General features: G+C 35.2%; 19 protein-coding genes. 15 read left to right on the top strand and 4 right to left on the bottom strand.

All coding sequences use genetic code 11. From position 1 onward, the window contains the following. The first annotated feature begins 17 nt into the window (after positions 1-17). The 14 genes from AC23MB_RS04445 (at position 18) to AC23MB_RS04380 (ending at position 14768) form a co-directional block, all read left to right on the top strand. Complete coding sequence (locus tag AC23MB_RS04445; protein WP_487786616.1) at positions 18-404, top strand: hypothetical protein; 387 nt, start codon at positions 18-20, stop codon at positions 402-404. A 67-nt stretch (positions 405-471) separates the two neighbouring features. After that, positions 472-1560, top strand: coding sequence for a F0F1 ATP synthase subunit A (atpB, locus tag AC23MB_RS04440; RefSeq protein WP_313215973.1), 1089 nt, complete (start codon positions 472-474; stop codon positions 1558-1560). A gap of 40 nt (positions 1561-1600) precedes the next feature. Continuing rightward, complete coding sequence (gene atpE, locus AC23MB_RS04435) at positions 1601-1810, top strand: ATP synthase F0 subunit C (RefSeq protein WP_034675836.1); 210 nt, start codon at positions 1601-1603, stop codon at positions 1808-1810. 86 nt (positions 1811-1896) lie between these two features. Further along, positions 1897-2391 carry a F0F1 ATP synthase subunit B gene (locus AC23MB_RS04430; protein ID WP_313215974.1) on the top strand — a complete coding sequence of 165 codons (495 nt, stop codon included), beginning with the start codon at positions 1897-1899 and terminating at the stop codon, positions 2389-2391. Between the two features lie 5 nt (positions 2392-2396). Then, positions 2397-2936: an ATP synthase F1 subunit delta gene (gene atpH, locus AC23MB_RS04425; RefSeq protein ID WP_313215975.1), complete on the top strand. Its 540-nt coding sequence runs from the start codon at positions 2397-2399 to the stop codon at positions 2934-2936. A 17-nt stretch (positions 2937-2953) separates the two neighbouring features. Further along, complete coding sequence (atpA, locus tag AC23MB_RS04420; RefSeq protein WP_487786615.1) at positions 2954-4531, top strand: F0F1 ATP synthase subunit alpha; 1578 nt, start codon at positions 2954-2956, stop codon at positions 4529-4531. 82 nt (positions 4532-4613) lie between these two features. Next, complete coding sequence (gene atpG, locus AC23MB_RS04415) at positions 4614-5474, top strand: ATP synthase F1 subunit gamma (RefSeq protein ID WP_374330776.1); 861 nt, start codon at positions 4614-4616, stop codon at positions 5472-5474. A gap of 208 nt (positions 5475-5682) precedes the next feature. Next, positions 5683-8592 (top strand): sensor histidine kinase, encoded by a 2910-nt coding sequence (locus tag AC23MB_RS04410; protein ID WP_487786614.1) that lies wholly within the window; start codon positions 5683-5685, stop codon positions 8590-8592. Further along, a complete protein-coding gene (locus AC23MB_RS04405; RefSeq protein WP_487786613.1) occupies positions 8585-9325 on the top strand; it encodes a LytR/AlgR family response regulator transcription factor in 741 nt (246 codons plus the stop codon). The genes AC23MB_RS04410 and AC23MB_RS04405 overlap by 8 nt, the downstream gene beginning before the upstream one ends. A 125-nt stretch (positions 9326-9450) precedes the next feature. Then, on the top strand, positions 9451-10743 hold the full coding sequence (locus AC23MB_RS04400; protein ID WP_487786612.1) for a cellulase family glycosylhydrolase: 1293 nt from the start codon (positions 9451-9453) through the stop codon (positions 10741-10743). A 206-nt stretch (positions 10744-10949) separates the two neighbouring features. Next, complete coding sequence (locus tag AC23MB_RS04395; protein WP_313027892.1) at positions 10950-11426, top strand: T9SS type A sorting domain-containing protein; 477 nt, start codon at positions 10950-10952, stop codon at positions 11424-11426. Positions 11427-11469: 43 nt separating this feature from the next. Further along, positions 11470-12888: a hypothetical protein gene (locus AC23MB_RS04390; RefSeq protein ID WP_487786611.1), complete on the top strand. Its 1419-nt coding sequence runs from the start codon at positions 11470-11472 to the stop codon at positions 12886-12888. A 199-nt stretch (positions 12889-13087) separates the two neighbouring features. Further along, positions 13088-14434 carry a CNNM domain-containing protein gene (locus AC23MB_RS04385; protein WP_409508219.1) on the top strand — a complete coding sequence of 449 codons (1347 nt, stop codon included), beginning with the start codon at positions 13088-13090 and terminating at the stop codon, positions 14432-14434. A gap of 31 nt (positions 14435-14465) precedes the next feature. Beyond that, positions 14466-14768: an ATP-dependent Clp protease adaptor ClpS gene (locus AC23MB_RS04380; protein WP_487786610.1), complete on the top strand. Its 303-nt coding sequence runs from the start codon at positions 14466-14468 to the stop codon at positions 14766-14768. Between the two features lie 53 nt (positions 14769-14821). Here the strand turns inward: AC23MB_RS04380 and AC23MB_RS04375 are convergent, their stop codons facing one another. The 4 genes from AC23MB_RS04375 to AC23MB_RS04360 form a co-directional block, all read right to left on the bottom strand. Then, on the bottom strand, positions 14822-15430 hold the full coding sequence (locus AC23MB_RS04375) for a DUF4230 domain-containing protein (protein WP_487786609.1): 609 nt from the start codon (positions 15428-15430) through the stop codon (positions 14822-14824). Then, positions 15417-15989, bottom strand: a complete 573-nt coding sequence (locus AC23MB_RS04370; RefSeq protein WP_313027904.1) for a TlpA family protein disulfide reductase — start codon at positions 15987-15989, stop codon at positions 15417-15419. The genes AC23MB_RS04375 and AC23MB_RS04370 overlap by 14 nt, the downstream gene beginning before the upstream one ends. 15 nt (positions 15990-16004) lie before the next feature. Continuing rightward, positions 16005-16469, bottom strand: coding sequence for a nucleoside triphosphate pyrophosphohydrolase family protein (locus tag AC23MB_RS04365; protein WP_312322164.1), 465 nt, complete (start codon positions 16467-16469; stop codon positions 16005-16007). Between the two features lie 151 nt (positions 16470-16620). Beyond that, on the bottom strand, positions 16621-17760 hold the full coding sequence (locus AC23MB_RS04360; RefSeq protein ID WP_374330764.1) for an acyl-CoA dehydrogenase family protein: 1140 nt from the start codon (positions 17758-17760) through the stop codon (positions 16621-16623). Positions 17761-17947: 187 nt separating this feature from the next. Between AC23MB_RS04360 and AC23MB_RS04355 the strand changes: the two genes are divergently transcribed. Next, positions 17948-19780: an endonuclease gene (locus AC23MB_RS04355; RefSeq protein ID WP_487786608.1), complete on the top strand. Its 1833-nt coding sequence runs from the start codon at positions 17948-17950 to the stop codon at positions 19778-19780. Positions 19781-19808: the final 28 nt, after the last annotated feature.

Here is a 19808-nt window from a genome sequence, read left to right as displayed (position 1 = left end):
TTGGTAGTTTTGCCAAAATGAAGAATTTAAAAGTCGTACCAACTTACGCGGTGCTTTTCCTTTTGTTTTCGGCGATAATGTTTTTGATTCAGTGGTTTTTGGGGAATCAAGATATTATGCATTTGAGTTACAGGATACATTTTTTGTTGTTTTTTATAACCTTAATTGGTGTCTTAACGATGCTAGCTGTTTTTGGGTTAAAAAAGAAAAATATTATTGGATTTATATTTTTAGGATTTGTAGTTTTCAAACTCTTCGCAATCGGTTATATTGCGTTGTTTGAAAAAGATTTTAAAAATAATCTTTTAGCATATTTTGCGATATATTGGTTGTATCTTGCTGTGGAAGTGGCGGTAGTGCTTGCTTTGGTTAGAAAACAAGACGAATATCATAAAAATATTTAAGTTAAAGGTTTCCCAAAATCGGATAATATTTTATATTTTTGCAAAAATTTTAGAAATCAATCTAGTCATGAGTTTTAAAAAACTGTTAGTTCTTCTTCATGTATTCGTAATAAGTTTTTCGTTTGCACAGTCACACGAAGGGCATGAGACGGCTAAAGAAGAGAAGTACAATCCTGTACCGTTCATTATGCATCACATTGCTGATGGTCATTACTGGCACATGTGGGGAGAGGGCGAGAGCTCTGTTGGTTTTCCACTTCCAGTTATTTTAGTAGATAATGGATTGAAGGTTTTCAGTTCTGCAAAATTCGGTCACGAAGGCGAGTTGGTTGCTAACGTTGATGGAGAGAATTATAAGCTATACCACGGTAAAATTTATAAAACTGACGCTGCTGGAACACTTAACATCGAAAAAGATGAAAAAGGTGTAGAACATCCAACTAATGCTAAGCCTTTAGATTTCTCTATTACTAAAGTGGTTGCACAGATGATTTTGGCGGCTATCATTATTATTCTTTTAGCATTCGCTACGAAAGCTAGTTACAAAAAATCGGCTGTCCCAAGTGGTGTCGCGAAGTTTATGGAGCCAATTATCCTTTTTGTAAGAGATGATATCGCTTTACAAAACATCGGTTCTGTTAAATATAGAAAGTATGTTCCTTATTTAGTGACATTATTCTTATTCATTTGGGTTCTTAATATTTTAGGACTTGTGCCAGGAGCGGCTAACACAACTGGTAATATTGCCTTCACAATGGTTATGGCAGTGTTTACATTATTAGTGGTTAACCTGAGTGGTAAAAAAACATATTGGATGCACATGTTGGATCCATTAGGGAACAACATGCCTTTCGGTGGTAAAATCTTAGTATACATTATTTTGGTTCCTGTAGAATTATTAGGAATTATTACTAAGCCTTTCGCATTGATGATTCGTCTTTTTGCTAACATGACTGCAGGGCATATCATTATTATGAGTTTGATCGCGTTGATCTTTATCATGAAAACTTATATGATTGCGCCGGTATCTTTAGGTTTAACATTATTCATTTATGTGTTAGAAGTCTTGGTGGCAGCATTGCAAGCTTATATCTTCACAATGTTAACAGCATTGTTTATCGGATCAGCGGTTGAGGAGCCTCACCACGATCACTAAAAATTAATTAATAGAAAGCAACTTTTTAAATTATAACATTATGACAGGTAGTATCGCAGCAATCGGAGCTGGTTTAGCAGTTCTAGGAGTAGGATTAGGAATTGGTAAAATTGGTGGTAGCGCTATGGAAGGTATCGCTAGACAACCAGAGCAATCAGGAAAAATCCAAACTGCAATGATTATCGCAGCAGCTCTTATCGAGGGTGCTGGTCTATTCGGTATCGTAGTAGCATTACTAGGTAACGGATAAAAACAATTAAGGATTCTACAGACGGTTGGTGTGTAGAATCCTTTTATTAAAACTAAAACAATTATAACTTAATATACATTTAGATAATGGACTTATTAACGCCTTCAATTGGTAACTTATTTTGGACAGCAGTTGTATTCCTTTTGCTTTTAGCTTTGTTAGCTAAGTTTGCTTGGTCTCCAATTTTAAGTGCTGTAAGAGAAAGAGAAAATAATATTCAAGATGCTCTTAATCAAGCTAAATTAGCTCGTCAAGAAATGTCTCAACTTAAAGAAGATAACGAAAGAATTCTTCGTGAAGCTAAGTTAGAGCGTGACGCGATCTTAAAAGAAGCGAGAGAGATGAAGGATAAAATCGTTAACGATGCTAAAGATGTTGCTAAAGTAGAAGGAGAGAAGATGATTGCTAACGCTAAAGCTTCTATCCAAACAGAGAAAAACGCAGCTATGGCAGATATCAAAAACCAAATCGGTACTTTATCTGTAAGCATCGCAGAAAATATTCTAAAACAAAAGTTAGATAACAACGAAGCTCAAACTGCTCTAGTTGAAAACTTAATCAACAAGTCTAACCTTAACTAAGAACAATGCTAACATCTAAAGTTGCAAAAAGATACGCACAGGGTCTCCTTGAGTTTACACAAGAAGCAGGTAGTACTGATGCAGTCTTCACAGAGATGCAAGATGTGGTGAAAATCATGTCTCAATCAAAAGAGTTAAACCAATTTTTGGATACGCCTTTTATCGATGCTAAAAAGAAGATTGAAGTTGCTGGAGAAGTTTTCAGAGCTTTCTCACCTGTTGCACAAAATCTTATTAAATTGACCATTAAGAAGGGACGTGAGTCTCAACTTAAAAATATTGCTCAAGAATTTATCAACAAAGTTGAAGATATCAGAGGGACAAAACGTGTATCTCTAACATCAGCAACAGCTTTGTCAAGAGAGACAGTTACAGACATCCTTAAGGCTTCTCAATTGGTTCCTAACAATACAGATTTCGAAGTAGAAAGTATTATCAACCCAGAAATCTTGGGAGGTTATATCCTTAGAGTTGGTGATAAACAAATCGATGCTTCTGTGAAAACAAAACTTAATAACATTAAGAAAGAATTTCAACTTAATTAAGAAAAAACAACCATAAAATGGCAGAAATAAATCCAGCAGAAGTATCCGCGATACTGAAGCAACAATTAGCAAATTTCGATACGCAATCTAACGTAGAGGAAGTAGGTACTGTACTTTCTATCGGTGATGGTATTGCACGTGTTTACGGTTTAGAAAACGTACAATACGGAGAATTGGTAAAATTCGAAAGTGGTGTTGAAGGTATTGTATTAAACCTTGAAGAAGACAACGTAGGTGTGGCTCTACTTGGAGAATCAAAACTTGTAAAAGAAGGAGATACTGTTAAAAGAACTAACACTATTTCTTCTATCAAAGTAGGAGAAGGTATGTTAGGAAGAGTTGTTGACACATTGGGTAACCCAATCGATGGTAAAGGTCCTATCACAGGAGATCTTTACGAAATGCCTCTTGAAAGAAAAGCGCCAGGTGTTATCTACAGACAACCAGTAACTGAACCGTTACAATCAGGTATCGTAGCGATTGACTCGATGATTCCTGTCGGTAGAGGACAAAGAGAGCTAATCATTGGTGACCGTCAAACTGGTAAAACTACAGTTGCTATTGACACGATCATCAACCAAAAAGAATTCTATGACGCTGGGAAACCAGTATATTGTATCTATGTTGCAATCGGACAAAAAGCGTCTACAGTTGCACAAATCGTACAAACATTAACAGATAAAGGTGCAATGGCTTACACAGTTGTTGTTGCTGCTAATGCTTCGGATCCAGTTCCAATGCAGGTATATTCTGCTATGGCAGGAGCTTCTATTGGAGAGTTTTTCAGAGACACTGGTCGTCCAGCATTGATCGTTTATGATGATTTATCAAAACAAGCTGTTGCTTACCGTGAGTTGTCTTTGTTATTAAGAAGACCACCAGGACGTGAGGCTTATCCAGGGGACGTTTTCTACCTTCACTCAAGATTGTTAGAAAGAGCTGCAAAAGTTATCGCTGATGATACAATTGCCTCTCAAATGAACGACCTTCCAGAATCTCTAAGACCATTAGTAAAAGGTGGAGGATCTTTAACAGCACTTCCAATTATTGAGACGCAAGCGGGTGACGTATCTGCATATATCCCAACTAACGTAATTTCGATTACAGATGGACAGATTTTCTTGGAGTCAGACTTGTTCAACTCAGGGGTTCGTCCAGCAATTAACGTAGGTATCTCTGTATCTCGTGTTGGTGGTAATGCACAGATCAAAGCAATGAAAAAAGTATCTGGTACTTTGAAGCTTGACCAAGCGCAGTACAAAGAACTTGAAGCTTTTGCTAAATTCGGTTCAGACCTAGATGCATCTACACTTGCAGTTATTGGTAAAGGTGAAAGAAACGTGGAGCTTCTTAAGCAACCAGTTAACTCACCACTTCCAGTAGAAAATCAAATTGTGATGATCTACGCTGGTACAGAAAACTTGTTGAAAAATATCCCAATTAATAAAGTTAAAGAATTCATCGTTGAGTACGTTGACTTCCTTAAAAACAAACATCCAGAAATAATGTCAGCGCTTAAAGCTGGTAAAATCGATAATGATATCACTGGTGTGTTAAAGCAAGTTGCTACAGATTTATCTGCAAAATATAATTAATATTAGTTTCAAGTTTCGGGTTTAAAGTTTAATTAAATAAGTTTTAAACCTGAAACAATGAAAACTTGAAACAAAAAAAATAATGGCAAACTTAAAAGAAATTAGAGGCAGAATTACGTCCATCTCATCTACGATGCAGATTACTAGCGCGATGAAAATGGTTTCCGCAGCGAAACTAAAAAAAGCGCAAGATGCTATCGTAATGTTAAGACCTTATTCTGAAAAGCTTCAAGAAATTATAGAAAACGTTAGCTCTAGCTCTGACTCCGAAAATGTTTCGGAATATGCGGTAGCACGCGAAGTGAAGAATGTTCTTTACATCGTTGTTACTTCTAACAGAGGTCTTGCTGGTGCTTTCAACTCTTCGGTTATTAAAGAACTTAACCATCAGCTTTCTAACAACCAAAATCACAATGTTGAGATTATCACGATTGGTAAAAAAGTATACGATGCGGTTAGAAGAAACAAAACAGTTTTCGAAAACCACAGTTCTTTGTTCGATAACCTTTCTTTTGAGAATGTTGCTAAAATGACTCAAAAAATAATGGATGAATATAAGACTGGTAAATTTGATAAAGTTTATCTAGTGTATAACAAATTCATTAATGCAGCAACTCAAGAGGTTGTAACAGAGCAAGTACTTCCTATCGCAATGCCTGAGAAAACATCAGAAATTAATGTTGATTATGTTTTCGAACCCGGAAGACAAGAGATTCTTGAAACTTTGATTCCTAAGTCTATCAAGACGCAAGTATACAAAGGTATTCTAGATTCTGTAGCTTCTGAGCATGGTGCGCGTATGACTGCGATGCACAAAGCGACAGACAACGCGGAAGCTTTGAGAAATGAGCTTAAAATATTCTATAATAAAGCTCGTCAAGCTGCGATTACAAACGAAATCCTTGAGATCGTTTCGGGAGCTGAAGCGCTTAAAAATAGTTAATTAAAGTTAATAGTTAGTTTGGTAAAACGCATCGGAGAGCAATCTTCGATGCGTTTTTTGTTGGTCAAAACTCACCATACGACAACCCAAACTCACCATTCGACAATCGGCATCGCTTTGTGTAAGCCAATTGTTGATATTTGTTTAGTAGAATTGAGATTTTGCAAAAATTGCTTAATTTCCTTACGATAACACCTATGTCACAAAAATGCTAGCAAGATTATTTTTTTTCTTGATACCGATTTTCTATTTATCTCAGTCTGTTTATCGGACTGAGTTGGTACAATATACCGATGGATTGCCGTCTGATAAAGTGTTTGGTACTTTCAAAAAAGATAATTTCCTGTATATCTACACCCAAAAAGGGATTTCTGTCTATGATGCTTATGTCTTCGTTCCACATAAAGATATTTCGTCATCGGTCTATTTTGCAAGCACCGATCAACAAAGTATTTTCTTGGAAGAATCTGGAAAAGGCTTAATAAAACTAAATAATGTCCATAGTAAATTAGAGATTTTATGCCAAGTTAATTTTCGAGATAGTAATCCTAATAACGACCATTTCGAAAATATTTTTTATTATGAAGATAAAGTTTGGTCGACAGATTTTAATCATGTTAAATATTTTGATTTAAAAACTAAAAAACAAAAAAGCTTTTTAATTGATAAAAAAAATAAGGATTTAAAATTTAATTTTCAATTTATACCAAGTAAGAAAGGCTTGTTGATGTTTTCTAAGTTTGGGATTTTTGAGTGGGATAGATCTTTGGATAAAATATCTTTGGTTAAACGACAAAATATCAATAGCGCAACACAATTAGGCAACGATATTTTTGTGACGTCACCCGACGCTTGGCTCGGAAAGCTTGATGAGCAATCCGTTATTCCTAAGCAAGTGCTTTTGACGACTTCTGCAAAGTTTGTCCAACAGCCGATTTCTAATAACTTGTTGGCTTTTTATGATGAACATCAAGTCTCTACTTTCGATGTTAAAAGCAATAAAACTCAGACGATTGTCCAAAGTCTCGAAACGATTAATAATGTATTTTACGATTCTGAAACTCGAATTTTTTGGGTGTCAACCAACAACGGACTTCTTAAAGTTTTTAAAGAACAAAACAAAATTCTGAGTATTAATCTTAACAAGCCTGTACCTAAAATTATCGCTGATATTGTAGAAGATCCACTCGGGCAAGTGTGGTTTGCAGATCAACAACAGTTGATTTATCGTGAAAATATAGATAAGCAAATTGAGACTTTTCCAATCTCTGGGACGCCGACACGTTTGTCTATCGAGGGGCAAATGCTGTATGTTGCGACGGATGTTGGGATCTTTAGAAAGAAAATAAATGATAATGAGCCATTTGAAAAAATAATTACGAGTGAGAATTATAAAGCGAAGCTTGCTAAGGTTTGGGATTCTAAAATTTGGGTACTTCCAGATTCTGGACCAATTAGGGTTTATGATTTGTTGAGTTTGAAAGAATTACCAACATTTTTAAATAATAATAAAAGCTTTTTTAGCATCAATTTATTTAATGATTTGGTGACAAAAGGCGATAAAATGTGGCTTGCAAGTTGGATGCCTCAGGATTTTGGGATTTCTTATTTTGATAAAAAATCGAAAGCTTTTCAACAAATTACTAAAATTAAAAATAATCATGATTCTTTTATTGCGGATTATTACAATCGCGTAGCTTTTTTGCAAAATGGAAATGTGATTTTTTCGGCCTACGGCGGTTGGAATATCGTTAATCCTGATGGCGTTATTGTAAAGTCGATGAACACTAGAGAATTCAAAATCGGGAATGATAATATCCAAGGCATTGCACAAGATTCTAAAGCCAATATTTGGTTCGGAAGTGGGGAAGGTTTGTATCAATTCAATCTAAAAAATGATAAGACGACTCGGCTTTCCAAAATTGATGGTTTGGCTTCCAATGACGTTACACAAGCTTTTTATTTGACAAAAAATGATTGGTTGTATTTTTCAAGCGAGTATAATGTTCAAAAAATTAATCTTAAAACGATTCTTCGTACTGAGTTAATCAATGTTTTAAAATTGACAAGTATTAAAGCCAATAACGAGAATTTAGATTTTGGAGAAAATGAAGTTTTAAAGTTTAAAGAAAAAGAACTCAATCAATTGGATTTTCATTTTTCTGCATTAAATTTTGCTGACAAAGACAAGCTTATCTATCGATACAGAATCAACAATGAAGAATGGACTTATCTCGGAAACGAACCAAAAATTAGCCTTGTAAAGCCTGTTGCGGGAGATTATCTTGTCGAAGTCCAAGTGGGCGACAACCTCGGAAATATCCAACCAAGAACTTTGAAGTTTAAGTTTGATATTTCGGCACCATTTTATAAAACGTGGTGGTTTTGGTTGTTAAGTCTTTTGTTGGTGGCAATTATGACATTTAGATTCACTTATTTTTTAGTTCAACAAGAAAAACAAAAAGGTATTCTAAAAAAACGCGCTAAAGAAAATGAAAACAAAATGTTGCGATCGCAGATGAATCCTCATTTTTTATTCAATTCGCTTAACTCTATTAATAGTTTTATCATTCAGAATAAAGACAAGGAGGCGAGTAGATATTTGACATCATTTTCAAAATTGATGCGCAAGATTCTCGATAACTCTCAAAAGGAATCGATTAGTCTGAAAGAGGAATTAGAAGCGACAAAACTTTATCTTGACCTCGAAGCAGTACGAATGGAACATAAATTTGATTATAATATTATGATTTCTAACGACATTGAGCCCGAAGATATTTGTCTGCCGCCACTTATTTTGCAACCGTTTTTAGAAAATGCAATTTGGCATGGCATCAATCATAAGAATGAAAAAGGACATTTAGAAATTAGATTTTTTCGCGATGTTGATGATTTTGATTTAATTAATATCGAAATCGAAGATGATGGTGTTGGACGGCAAAGAGCTGCTGAAATTAGAAAATCTTCGACGCACAAATCTTATGGTTTAGAAATTACGAAAGGTCGTATTCTTGGTTTGGACAAAAAAAATCAAGTAGAGATTTTGGATTTGTATGATAGCAATTTGGTCGGGATAGGAACAAAAGTATTAATCAAAATAATGAATAGACATGATTAAAACTATTATTTTGGATGATGAGAAGCATTGCCTCATCACCTTAGAACATCTTCTTAAACAGGTTGATGATGTCGAGATATTGGCGATTTTGCAAGACAGCCGCGAAGCGAAAGCTGCAATAGAAACTTTGAAACCAGACATCGTCTTTCTAGATATCGAAATGCCAAATCTTACAGGTTTCGAAGTTTTGGAACAGTTTGAATCTTTTGATTTTAAATTTGTATTTACGACCGCTTACAATCAGTATGCGATTAAAGCTTTGAAAATGAGTGCGCTAGATTATCTTCTAAAACCTATTTCTGTGGAAGATATTCAGGAACTTATAGAACGATTTCGTCAGGATCAACTTTTTGTTTCAAAAGAACAACTGAGTAATGTTTATAAATTCGATAAAGATAAAATCCAAGATCGGATTGCGCTGTCGGTGCAAGAAGGCTTATTGTTTGTGATGATCGAAGATATTATGTATGTCGAAGCTAGTGGTTCTTATTGTAATATCGTGATGAAAGATCAAACCAAACATCTTATTAGTAAAGGGATTTCGATGTTTGAAGAAGTCTTAAGCGATCAACCCAATTTCTTCCGAGCGCACAAATCTTATATTATCAATTTGAAATTTGTTAAACAATATATTCGTGGTGATGGCGGCGAAATCGTAATGAACGACGGAAAATATGTCAATATCAGCCGTGCGAAAAAGACAGAATTCCTCAATCTTTTCCAAAAGATATAAAATGAGATTGGTGGGCAAAATCTCACCATTCGACAACTGAAACTCGCCATTCGACAATTGGCTGTCAAAGAGTTACTAATTAATGTTGACATTTGGAGTATCAAAAAACAAATAAAACATTAATTATGAAAACAAAAATTACATTATTTGCAGCGATGATGTTGTTTGCATTCTCGCAAGCACAATATCTAAAAGTTGAAGGCAAAACTTTAAAAACAGCCAACGGAACGCCACTCATCTTAAAAGGAATGAATTATCCAATCTTAGATGATGGTGATGTTGACTTTAATGTGCCTTCTACTTATCAAACCAAAATCAATGAATTTGTAAAAACTGGTGCTAATGCCATAAGAATCCCTTGGAATACCAATGGTGTGCATTGGAGAGATGTAAATGCACCAGGAACATTACAATCTTATATTGACAATGGAAAACTAGCAGCATTTATCGACTATTGCACAAGCAAAGGACTTTACACAATTTTGGAAATTCATGATCTAACTTGTTCTAATGATTGGCCAACTTTCAACAACAAGATTATGAGTTTTTGGAAACAAACTGCCATTAAAAACATTATAAATGCGCGCCAAGATCGTGTGATTATTAACATCGCCAACGAGTTTGGGAATGATACCGCTTGGGGTGGTAACACAACAGATTTTACTAACAATTATGCAGCAGCAGTTGCTAGCTTAAGAACAGAAGGTTATAAAGTCCCAATTATGATCGATGCGCCAGATTGTGGTATGGCGTCTACTACCTTGGTTAACAATTCTGCAGCGACTATTTACAATGCCGATAATCTTAAAAATGTCATTTTTTCTGCGCACACTTATTGGGTAGGTTATGCAAATAACAATGCAGCAATTGATGCTAAAATGTTGGAAATGAAAAATAGTCCATATTATTTCTTTCTAGGTGAAATTGCGAATATTCAGGATGCTAATGCTTGTGGAGATACGGATATCAATCATATTTATAAACGAGTTTTGACAAAAGCCTGCGAATATGGCATCGGTTGGTTGGCGTGGAGTTATTATAAAGATTGTGCAGCACAACGTCAAGTGACAACAACAGGTATGTTTGCTAACCTTACCACTTATGGAAATGATATTGTCAACAATTCTGTATACGGATTAAAGTCAACAACTTGTTACAGTACGTTAGCCGTAGGTAACCAAATGCTGGATATGAAAGGCGTTCGTATCGTTCCGAATCCTGTTAAAGATGATTTCAAAATTGAGTCTGACAAAAAAGTATTGTCTGTTCAAGCCTTTGACTTTAGCGGGAAACTTTTAAAACTAAAAACAACTGATAACCATGAATTCAAGATTCAAGCTTCTACAAGTGTCGTTAATCTAAAAATAAAACTAGAAGACGGCAGCGAAGTGACGAAGAAGTTAATCATTGAGAAGTAATGTTTTCATTATGAGTCTTCGGATTCGACTATTGTGTGTCGCTGCAGAAGCGGTTAAGTTAAAGCTGAAAAATAGTTTAATCTCAATCTGCAGCGACTTTCTAAATCATTCTACGAGTTTTCATTAATGAAATTTCAACAATCAATTCAGGTTTGTGAAAAGGATGAAAGATGCTAGAATTTATTTAAACTTTTAAAAATTAACCCATGAAAAAAAAACAATTATTAATAATGATTGTGCTATTGATTTCTTCTAAAGGAATTGCGCAACAATCGTTCAACGCTAGTGGTGGCAGTACCAATGGCGCATCTGGAAGTATCGCTTTTTCGATTGGTCAAGCTTTTACTAAAAGTACTTTTACAAGCACCTTTTCTGCAACGGAAGGCGTTCATCAAGCTTACGAAATTTCGAATTTGGGCGTTGACGATAATCCTTCGATTGTTCTAGAAATGAAAGTCTATCCCAATCCCACCTCATCCATTCTATTCTTGAATTTTGCAGATTTTGCCAAAAGAAGTTCCTCTTATGAACTTTTCGACACGTCTGGAAAAATGATTAGAAATGCTAAAATTCAAAGCAAAGAGTCACAAATTGATTTGCAGCAAAGTCCTTCGGGAATATATATCTTGAAAGTTTCAGCTGAAAATGTCGTGTTGAAAACATTTAAAATCATCAAAAAGTAATTTACCAAATCATTAAAAAATAACAACTAAAAACAACATAACCATGAAAAATTTTACTCTTAAAGTGCTTGCGATTTTTATTCTTTTGCTTTTCCAAGGAATTTATGCGCAATCACCGAATCTCATTAGTTATCAAGCGATCGTAAGAGGCGCAGGAAATGCACTTGCCGCTAATAAAAGTATCGGGGTGAAAGTAAGCATTTTGCAAACTTCCGCATCTGGAACTGTGGTTTACCAGGAATCATTCACCCCAAATCCAACGACAAATGCAAACGGTCTACTTACTTTGCAAATTGGTTCTGGAACTCCAATTACCGGCACTTTAGCTGGAATTAACTGGAACACAGGTCCCTATTTTGTAAAAACGGAAATTGATCCGAACGGCGGAACTGCTTATTCACTTATATCAACTTCTCAACTATTAAGTGTTCCTTATGCATTGAGCGCAAAAACTGCACAATCTGTTGCAGGAATTTCGGGAACCGTGAATAAAATTTCTAAATTTTCACCAACTGGAACACAGCTGGGAGATTCACAAATAAGTGATGATGGCAGCGCAGTTGGTATTGGTACGAATTTACCAAGCTATAAACTAGATGTTGTACATGGAGGTTTAACCGGAATTAGAAACAAATCCACCTCAAGTTACTCTTTAATAGATATTGATGCTTTTAATGGAGATGCAGCACTGCGTTTTGCAAAAAATGGTGTAAGACAATGGAATATTAGAAATAATCCCGCAAACGACAACCTGCAAGTTTTTGAATTAGAAGGTGGTGGTGAAAGATTAACTATTGAAAATACCACGGGAAATGTGGGAATTAACATGAGTACACCAACTGCTCGTCTTCATGTGGGAGGAAATTTCACAGCAACAGGAGTAAAAGCGTTTACAATTGATCACCCATTAGATCCTGAAAACAAAATTCTTCGCCATTTTTCAATAGAGAGCAACGAAGTTCTGAATATCTACAGTGGAAATGCAAAAACTGATGCAAACGGGAAAGCAACCGTAAAATTACCAGATTATTTTGGTACCATCAATAAGGATTTCAGATATCAGTTAACAGTGATCGGAACTTTTGCACAGGCAATTATTTCTAAAAAAATATCCGACAACCAATTCGAAATCAGTACCAATCAACCTAATGTCGAAGTAAGCTGGGAAGTGAAGGGGGTACGAAACGATCCTTACATGCATAATGTTAATACCTTGAAAGCCGAAGAAGCAAAGCCTGCGAACATGATTGGGAAATACATCGAACCAAAAGCCTATAAATTTCCTGAAAACAGAGGAATCAACTTTAACAGTTCGAAGAGTGATGAAGGATCTTTGAGTTCAAAAACTAAAGTATCAGCAAATCAAAAAGCTGTACAAAATTCTGGAGGCAGCCTTGAACAACCTAAACCAAAATCTGTTCAGAACAAAGCAAAAACTACCGGCAAAGAAAGTATCAATTAGTATTTTGAGAAGTTTTTTACATAATAATGAAAGGGGATTCGTTGAGAAACGGATTCCTTTTTTTATTGTGCTCTGAATTTTTGTTAAGTTCTAAAAAAAACCATAATGAGTTGAAATTTAATTTCATCAACCATTTGGTTTCAAAACTTCTACAATCAATTTTTTAACTATCTTTGCCAAAATATTTTTAAAATTCTAAATGGACCCCGATAGTTTAGTCAAACTTCTTATTGCGCTCTTATTAGTGCTACTCAATGGCTTTTTCGTAGCCGCAGAATTTTCAATCGTTAAAGTGCGTTATTCACAGATTCAGCTAAAAGCGGCTGAGGGTAACAAAATGGCAAAACAAGCAGAGCATATTATCAAACATCTTGATGAGTATCTGTCAGCCACACAATTAGGTATTACCCTAGCATCTCTAGCTTTGGGTTGGGTTGGAGAGAGTGCTCTGCATCATATAATCGAAGATGCCTTTCACTATTTTAACTTAAGCAGTTCCCAGACAACCATTACCACAATTTCTGTGGTATGTAGCTTTTTACTAATTACAATTATGCATATTGTTTTTGGAGAATTGGTGCCAAAGTCGATTGCCATTCGTAAGTCTGAGCCTACCACATTTTTTATTGCAACACCACTTCGTTTGTTTTATAATGTTTTCAAACCATTTATTTGGTTGATGAATTCATTATCAAATGGTTTTTTAAGAATGATTAATATTAATCCTGCTACGGATCAAGATATACACTCTACCGAAGAACTGCAATTGTTGGTGAAACAAAGTGCAGACAGTGGCGAGATACAAGAAGAAAACTACGAAATTATTAAGAATGCTTTCGATTTTACAGATCACAATGCAAAGCAAATTATGATCCCAAGACAGAATATCGTTTCTGTTGATATAGAAGATGATCGAGAAGATATTATCAACCAGTTGATGGAGAGTGGATATTCTCGTATCCCAGTCTACGAAGGATCTATCGATAATATTATTGGTATTTTTTACACTAAAGAAATTATCCGCGAATATATCAAAAGCAAAGGCGAGCTGTCTCATGATGATCTTAAACGATTGATGCGTGAAGCTTACTTTGTGGTGGGCAGCAAAAAAATATCGGATTTGCTTAAAATTTTTCAACAGAAAAAACAACATCTTGCAGTTGTTATCGACGAGTTTGGTGGCACAGAAGGTATTATCACGTTAGAAGATATTTTGGAAGAACTGGTTGGAGAGATCCAAGATGAGGAAGACGAAGAAGAAAAAATCGTTGACGAAGTTGCTAAAAATGTCTACTGGGTACAAGCAACGCAACCTTTGGAAGAGATTAATGAGTTTTTGCCAAAAACTTTTCCTTTGTCAGACGAGTCGGAGTATAATACCTTGGCTGGATTTATTCTTAAAGAATTGGAAGATATACCCGAAGAAAATCAAGAGTTTGATTGCAACGATTATCACATCAAAATTCTTAAAATGCAAAACAAAAGTGTGGAAGTTGTCGAGTTGATCTATACCCCGCACGAACCCGATTTTGACGTGGAAGCTTAACCAAAAGTTTCATAATTTTAAATTAAAATCAATGAGAATTTATAATCACGATTATTTTGACAAGCCACAACGACAACACGAAGAAGATGTCTCGGTTTTGGAAAAAGAAGACGAAGTCTACAAACTGGTTTTGTACAATGATGATGTCAACACGTTTGATTTTGTTATCGATTGTTTGATAGACATTTGTAAACATACATTAGAACAAGCCGAACAATGCACAATGTTGGTGCATTACAAAGGAAAATGTACTGTGAAGACAGGCGATTTGGATTTATTAAAACCAATGAATCAAATGCTGTCCGAACGTGGATTAACCTGCGAAATTTTATAAAAGATTTAACTTTAACACATAAAAAAGTCCCGAATAGCTCGGGACTTTTTGTTTTATAAATCAGGAAGTTTTATCGTGTTAGTTCGGTCTTCAACTTTATAATTGAGAGCTTTTGCGAGAACAAAAATCTCGTTAAGGTTATCGATTAATTGTTTGTTTCCTTCCTGTTTTAGTTTGGTGTAATCAATGTTTTTCTCCATGTTTTTCTTAGCAGAATCCATAATGCCGTTGATGTCGGCTTGGCTAAATCTGTTGATCGCATAATCGTCCATAAAGTGGATTTTAACATCAGGAAAAACTTTTATATCCGCTTGTGGAAGCGCATCGATAACCAATTTTTTATTAACAGTGTCGACATCTATTTTCATCTTTTTTAAGTCGTAAGAAACCTGCGCTTTTGCAGTGGTGTAAAGCACCATTTCTTTTGGAAGAACATCATAACCACCAATCGAAAAAGCCTTGCTTTTATGCGTTTGGAAGCTAGAAAAATCCTGTTCCATAACCACCATTTTGTTCATTTTGGTGATTTGGTTGGTTAGTAGATAATAATCTTTATTGATGACCGCCGCTTCTTCTTTGTGGCAGCCTTTCCACGCTAATAGACAAAAAATGGTTAGAAGAATTCCAACCACAAAAGATAATATTGTATTAATATTTTTCATTAACCTCTGGTGCTAATTTGGTTTGACCTTTCTTTTTTAAAATATTTAAGAGATCTTTTTCCAAGAACCCAGATTCAGGATATTCAATAATTCTGCCAACTTCGTTTCCATATTTTTTAACGATAAAAGTAGGTACTCTTTGGATGTTAAAAAGTCCTTCTTCACCATTTGGAGATTCCTTTTTGCGATTAACAGCGATAATTTGGATTTTGTTATGATTAACACCCGCTGCATCCATAATTTTCATAAAACGAGGGAATTCTCGATGACTATCGCCACACCAAGTTCCTAAAAATACGATGTAAGAATAACCCGAAACCTTCTCTTTTTTAAGCGCTTTTAAGCTTTCTTCATCTATTTTGTAATCGTTGTATTCTTTGTCATACCAATCCGAAAATGGTTCTTTTTTAAACTGTTCCAAAGTCTGTTCGCCTAATAAAATTTTGCCGTCAGACTGTGTGTCGACTTCGCGGTTAACGACAACTTTTTGTGCGATACAACTTTGTATGCTTAATGCTAAAGCGCCAAATAACATTAGTTTTGAAATTGATTTTATCATCTTTTTGTTTTTTAATTAAGACAGAATAGACTTAAGGTCAGCAGGGGAGTAGTTGATGCTTTTCAAGACTTTGTTGTCTTCTTTACGATAAACATTATATTTTTCGCCCGATTTTTCGAAGAAAACATCAACACCTTTGTCTTGATAATTTTTGACTGTTGCTTCTGCTTCTTCCTCTGTAGAGCAAGCTTTTGACATGTTAGAACGTTGTACCTCGTTGAAAAGTTCTACAAACTTGTCACCCATCCCGAATTCTAAAACCGCGCCAGACAATACATACTGAAGGTCGCAAAGTGCATCTGCAATTTCTACCAAATCATTATCTGCAATCGCTTGTTTTAGCTCGTTAAGTTCTTCTTGCAAAAGACTGACTCTTAGATCGCAACGTTCCTTAGATGGGATTTGTGGCGTATCCAGAATTGGTGCTTTAAAGGTTTTATGAAATTCTCCTACTTGGTTCAAGCTATCTATTTTGTCCATTTTTTTATAAAAGTTTAAGCAAATATAATGATTAAGGTGCAAAGAAAAAGACCGAAACAATTTTCCGGTCTTTATTTTTATTTAAAATCTTTTGGTTCTTGTCTACAATTATTTAATCATAAATTAAAACGCGTCGATCATAAATGTATTTCTATTTTGTGATATCTCTTCCGATTACCAATCTTTGGATTTCTGAAGTTCCTTCACCAATGGTACAAAGTTTAGAATCTCTGTAGAATTTCTCAGCCGGGAAGTCCTTCGTGTAACCGTAACCTCCAAAGATTTGTACAGCATTGTTAGAGATTCTTACACATGCTTCCGATGCGTAAAGTTTTGCCATTGCACCTTCTTTAGTCATTGGTTGTTTAGCCATTTTTAAAGTTGAAGCTCTTTGGATTAAAAGTTCTGATGCATCGATTTCTGTTGCCATGTCAGCTAACATAAAATTAATCGCTTGGAATTCTGAAATTGATTTCCCGAATTGTTGTCTTTCTTTGGCATATTTAAGAGCTGCTTTGTAAGCGCCTCTCGCAGTTCCTAAAGATAAAGCAGCAATAGAGATTCTACCACCATCCAAGATTTTCATCGCTTGTTTGAAGCCTTCTCCAACCTCGCCCAATCTGTGAGAATCTGGTACACGTACATTGTCAAAAATAAGCTCTGCAGTTTCTGATGCGCGCATTCCCAACTTGTTTTCTTTTTTACCAGAAGAGAAACCTGGCATTCCTTTTTCTAAAACGAAAGCTGTAGAATTATTCTTAGCGCCTTTTTCTCCTGTTCTTGTCATAACAACAGCAATATCACCAGAAATAGCGTGTGTGATGAAGTTCTTAGCACCGTTGATAACCCACTCGTCACCATCTTTAACCGCAGTTGTTGACATACCCCCAGAGTCAGATCCTGTGTTGTGTTCTGTAAGTCCCCAAGCACCGATAACTTTACCAGATGCTAGTTGTGGAAGCCACTTCATACGTTGTTCTTCGTTCCCGAATTCGTAGATGTGATTAGTACAAAGTGAATTGTGGGCCGCTACAGACAGTCCAATGGATGGGTCAACTTGAGAAATTTCGTCCAAAATTGCTACATACTCGTGGTATCCAAGTCCAGAACCACCATATTGTTCAGGAATAACAATACCCATAAAACCCATTTCTCCTAATTGGTGGAATAGTTCTATTGGAAAAGTTTGACTTTCGTCCCATTCCATAATGTTTGGGCGGATATTTTTTTCTGCAAATTCTCTAGCCGTTTCAGCGACCATTTTTAAGTTGTCCATAGTTGTGCTGTCCATATTAATTTATTGAGTTCCAAATATAACTCAATTTAGAAAGGAGACAAAATTTTTCTTTTTAATGATCGGGTTTTAGTTTGTTAAATTATTAATAGTTAATTTATTAGCTTTTAATAATATATTAATAATCTATTTCAATTTTTAAAAAGATAATTAATTATCTTTAACGCCTTTATAATTTTAGAGTATGAAAAAACTTTATTTTGGATTATTAATTCTACCAAGTTTGTTTTTTGGTCAAACAGGTGGTTATTACAGCGGTACCGAAAATCTTTCTGGTTACCAGTTGAAGTCTAAATTACACGACATTATTTCTGCCAAACCTATTAGCTGGAATTATGGTGATTTGCAAACTTTCTATGCAACAACCGACGTCGATCGTTATTATGAAAATGATGGAAGTTTATTGGATATGTATTCTGAAATCCCGACTGGTCCAGATGCTTATGCATACAATTTTAGTCAAATGATTGGCTCCGCTAATGCCGAAGGTCTTGGCTGGAATCGTGAGCATGTTATGCCTCAAAGTTCCTTCAATAGCAATTATCCAATGTATTCGGATTTATTTTTTGTGATTCCGACGGATGCAAGAATCAATCAGTTGAGAAGTAATTATCCGTACGGAACAGTGGGATCAACAATTTTTCATACTTTTACGAATACTTCAAAAATTGGTAATATTGCAGTACCAAACGCAACTTATACAGGTCGAGTTTACGAACCAATTAACGAGTTTAAAGGTGATATAGCTAGGTCTTTACTTTATTTTGCTGTTCGTTATGAAGGTAAGTTGGGCAGTTTTAATTTTGATACAACCGCAGATCCTACAAAAGATCAAAACCCTTTGAATGGTAGCGAGGAGCAAGCTTTCGAAAAATGGTACATCCAGATGTTGATTAATTGGCATAATCTAGATCCTGTTTCGCAAAAAGAAATTGATCGTAACAATTACGTTTATCAAATTCAGAAAAATAGAAATCCTTTTATCGATCACCCAGAATGGGTTAATTCAATTTGGAATCAAACTATTGCGACAACTGCGCCACAAGCGGTTTCGGATTTAGTAACAACCAAAACTTCTGCGTATTTTGCTAGTTTGCAATGGACACCAAGTCAAGATCCAACGGTTATCGGTTACGAAGTTTACCAAGACGGAACTTTAATCGGTAAAACTTCTTCTAATAAATATGTTGCCGATCGTTTAACACCGTTAACGACTTATAACTTCAGCGTTATTGCATATAATAATGCTTATTTGAAAAGTTCTCAAAGTAATATGCTGTCAATAACGACTTTGGAAAATGATGCCTATGCGAGCGATTTGATGATTGATAAATATATCGAGGGGACGTCTAATAATCGTGCTTTAGAAATTAAAAACCTTACTGGACACGATATCGATCTCAAAAATTATCGTTTATCTGCGCAATATAAAAGTGGTACAAACTATTATTTTGAAAAGCCACTAGAATTAGAAGGAATTCTGCCGCATGGTCAAAGTTTTGTCGCAATTAATCCTAATGCCACTTTGTCGTGTTATCCAACAGAAAATGCAAGATTCCAATCGGCGTCGCCAGCTTTGACATTTTCGGGTTATAATTATGTAGAGCTTAACTACAAAAATTTTCCTGTTGATGCGATTGGTAATAAAGGAATGGATAATACGAATACGGATAAATCTTTATACCGTTTGGCAAGTGTTAAAAATCCGACCAAAACTTATGATGACGCAGAGTGGCAATCTTATCCAAAAGATTATTGTCAAAATTTAGGATCCTTGGCATCACAAAATGTTAGTTTATTGGCGAACACAAGCATCTATCCAAATCCAGTTTCAGATATTTTGAATGTTAAATCAGATCATGTTATTGCTAATTTCCAGATTTTAGATTCTATGGGAAGATTGGTGAAATCAGGAACTTTGAATGCTAAAAATGCTTCTTTAAATGTCGCTAATCTGTCTGCTGGTGTGTATTTCTTAAAATTGGATGACAAAGTTCAGCAGTTTATTAAGAGATAAGCTATTTCGCTAATATGTTATAAATATA

The organism is Soonwooa sp. T0.1_25, assembly GCF_057652215.1.
Note: the sequence above shows the minus strand (reverse complement) of the source record. Positions and strands in the feature narration are given on the sequence as shown.

Bases quoted from the DNA above. Each gene is read 5' to 3' on its own strand.
- AC23MB_RS04445 (WP_487786616.1), top strand. From the start codon at position 18: ATGAAGAATTTAAAAGTCGTACCAACTTACGCGGTGCTTTTCCTTTTG.
- atpB (WP_313215973.1), top strand. From the start codon at position 472: ATGAGTTTTAAAAAACTGTTAGTTCTTCTTCATGTATTCGTAATAAGT.
- atpE (WP_034675836.1), top strand. From the start codon at position 1,601: ATGACAGGTAGTATCGCAGCAATCGGAGCTGGTTTAGCAGTTCTAGGA.
- AC23MB_RS04430 (WP_313215974.1), top strand. From the start codon at position 1,897: ATGGACTTATTAACGCCTTCAATTGGTAACTTATTTTGGACAGCAGTT.
- atpH (WP_313215975.1), top strand. From the start codon at position 2,397: ATGCTAACATCTAAAGTTGCAAAAAGATACGCACAGGGTCTCCTTGAG.
- atpA (WP_487786615.1), top strand. From the start codon at position 2,954: ATGGCAGAAATAAATCCAGCAGAAGTATCCGCGATACTGAAGCAACAA.
- atpG (WP_374330776.1), top strand. From the start codon at position 4,614: ATGGCAAACTTAAAAGAAATTAGAGGCAGAATTACGTCCATCTCATCT.
- AC23MB_RS04410 (WP_487786614.1), top strand. From the start codon at position 5,683: ATGCTAGCAAGATTATTTTTTTTCTTGATACCGATTTTCTATTTATCT.
- AC23MB_RS04405 (WP_487786613.1), top strand. From the start codon at position 8,585: ATGATTAAAACTATTATTTTGGATGATGAGAAGCATTGCCTCATCACC.
- AC23MB_RS04400 (WP_487786612.1), top strand. From the start codon at position 9,451: ATGAAAACAAAAATTACATTATTTGCAGCGATGATGTTGTTTGCATTC.
- AC23MB_RS04395 (WP_313027892.1), top strand. From the start codon at position 10,950: ATGAAAAAAAAACAATTATTAATAATGATTGTGCTATTGATTTCTTCT.
- AC23MB_RS04390 (WP_487786611.1), top strand. From the start codon at position 11,470: ATGAAAAATTTTACTCTTAAAGTGCTTGCGATTTTTATTCTTTTGCTT.
- AC23MB_RS04385 (WP_409508219.1), top strand. From the start codon at position 13,088: ATGGACCCCGATAGTTTAGTCAAACTTCTTATTGCGCTCTTATTAGTG.
- AC23MB_RS04380 (WP_487786610.1), top strand. From the start codon at position 14,466: ATGAGAATTTATAATCACGATTATTTTGACAAGCCACAACGACAACAC.
- AC23MB_RS04375 (WP_487786609.1), bottom strand. From the start codon at position 15,430: ATGAAAAATATTAATACAATATTATCTTTTGTGGTTGGAATTCTTCTA.
- AC23MB_RS04370 (WP_313027904.1), bottom strand. From the start codon at position 15,989: ATGATAAAATCAATTTCAAAACTAATGTTATTTGGCGCTTTAGCATTA.
- AC23MB_RS04365 (WP_312322164.1), bottom strand. From the start codon at position 16,469: ATGGACAAAATAGATAGCTTGAACCAAGTAGGAGAATTTCATAAAACC.
- AC23MB_RS04360 (WP_374330764.1), bottom strand. From the start codon at position 17,760: ATGGACAGCACAACTATGGACAACTTAAAAATGGTCGCTGAAACGGCT.
- AC23MB_RS04355 (WP_487786608.1), top strand. From the start codon at position 17,948: ATGAAAAAACTTTATTTTGGATTATTAATTCTACCAAGTTTGTTTTTT.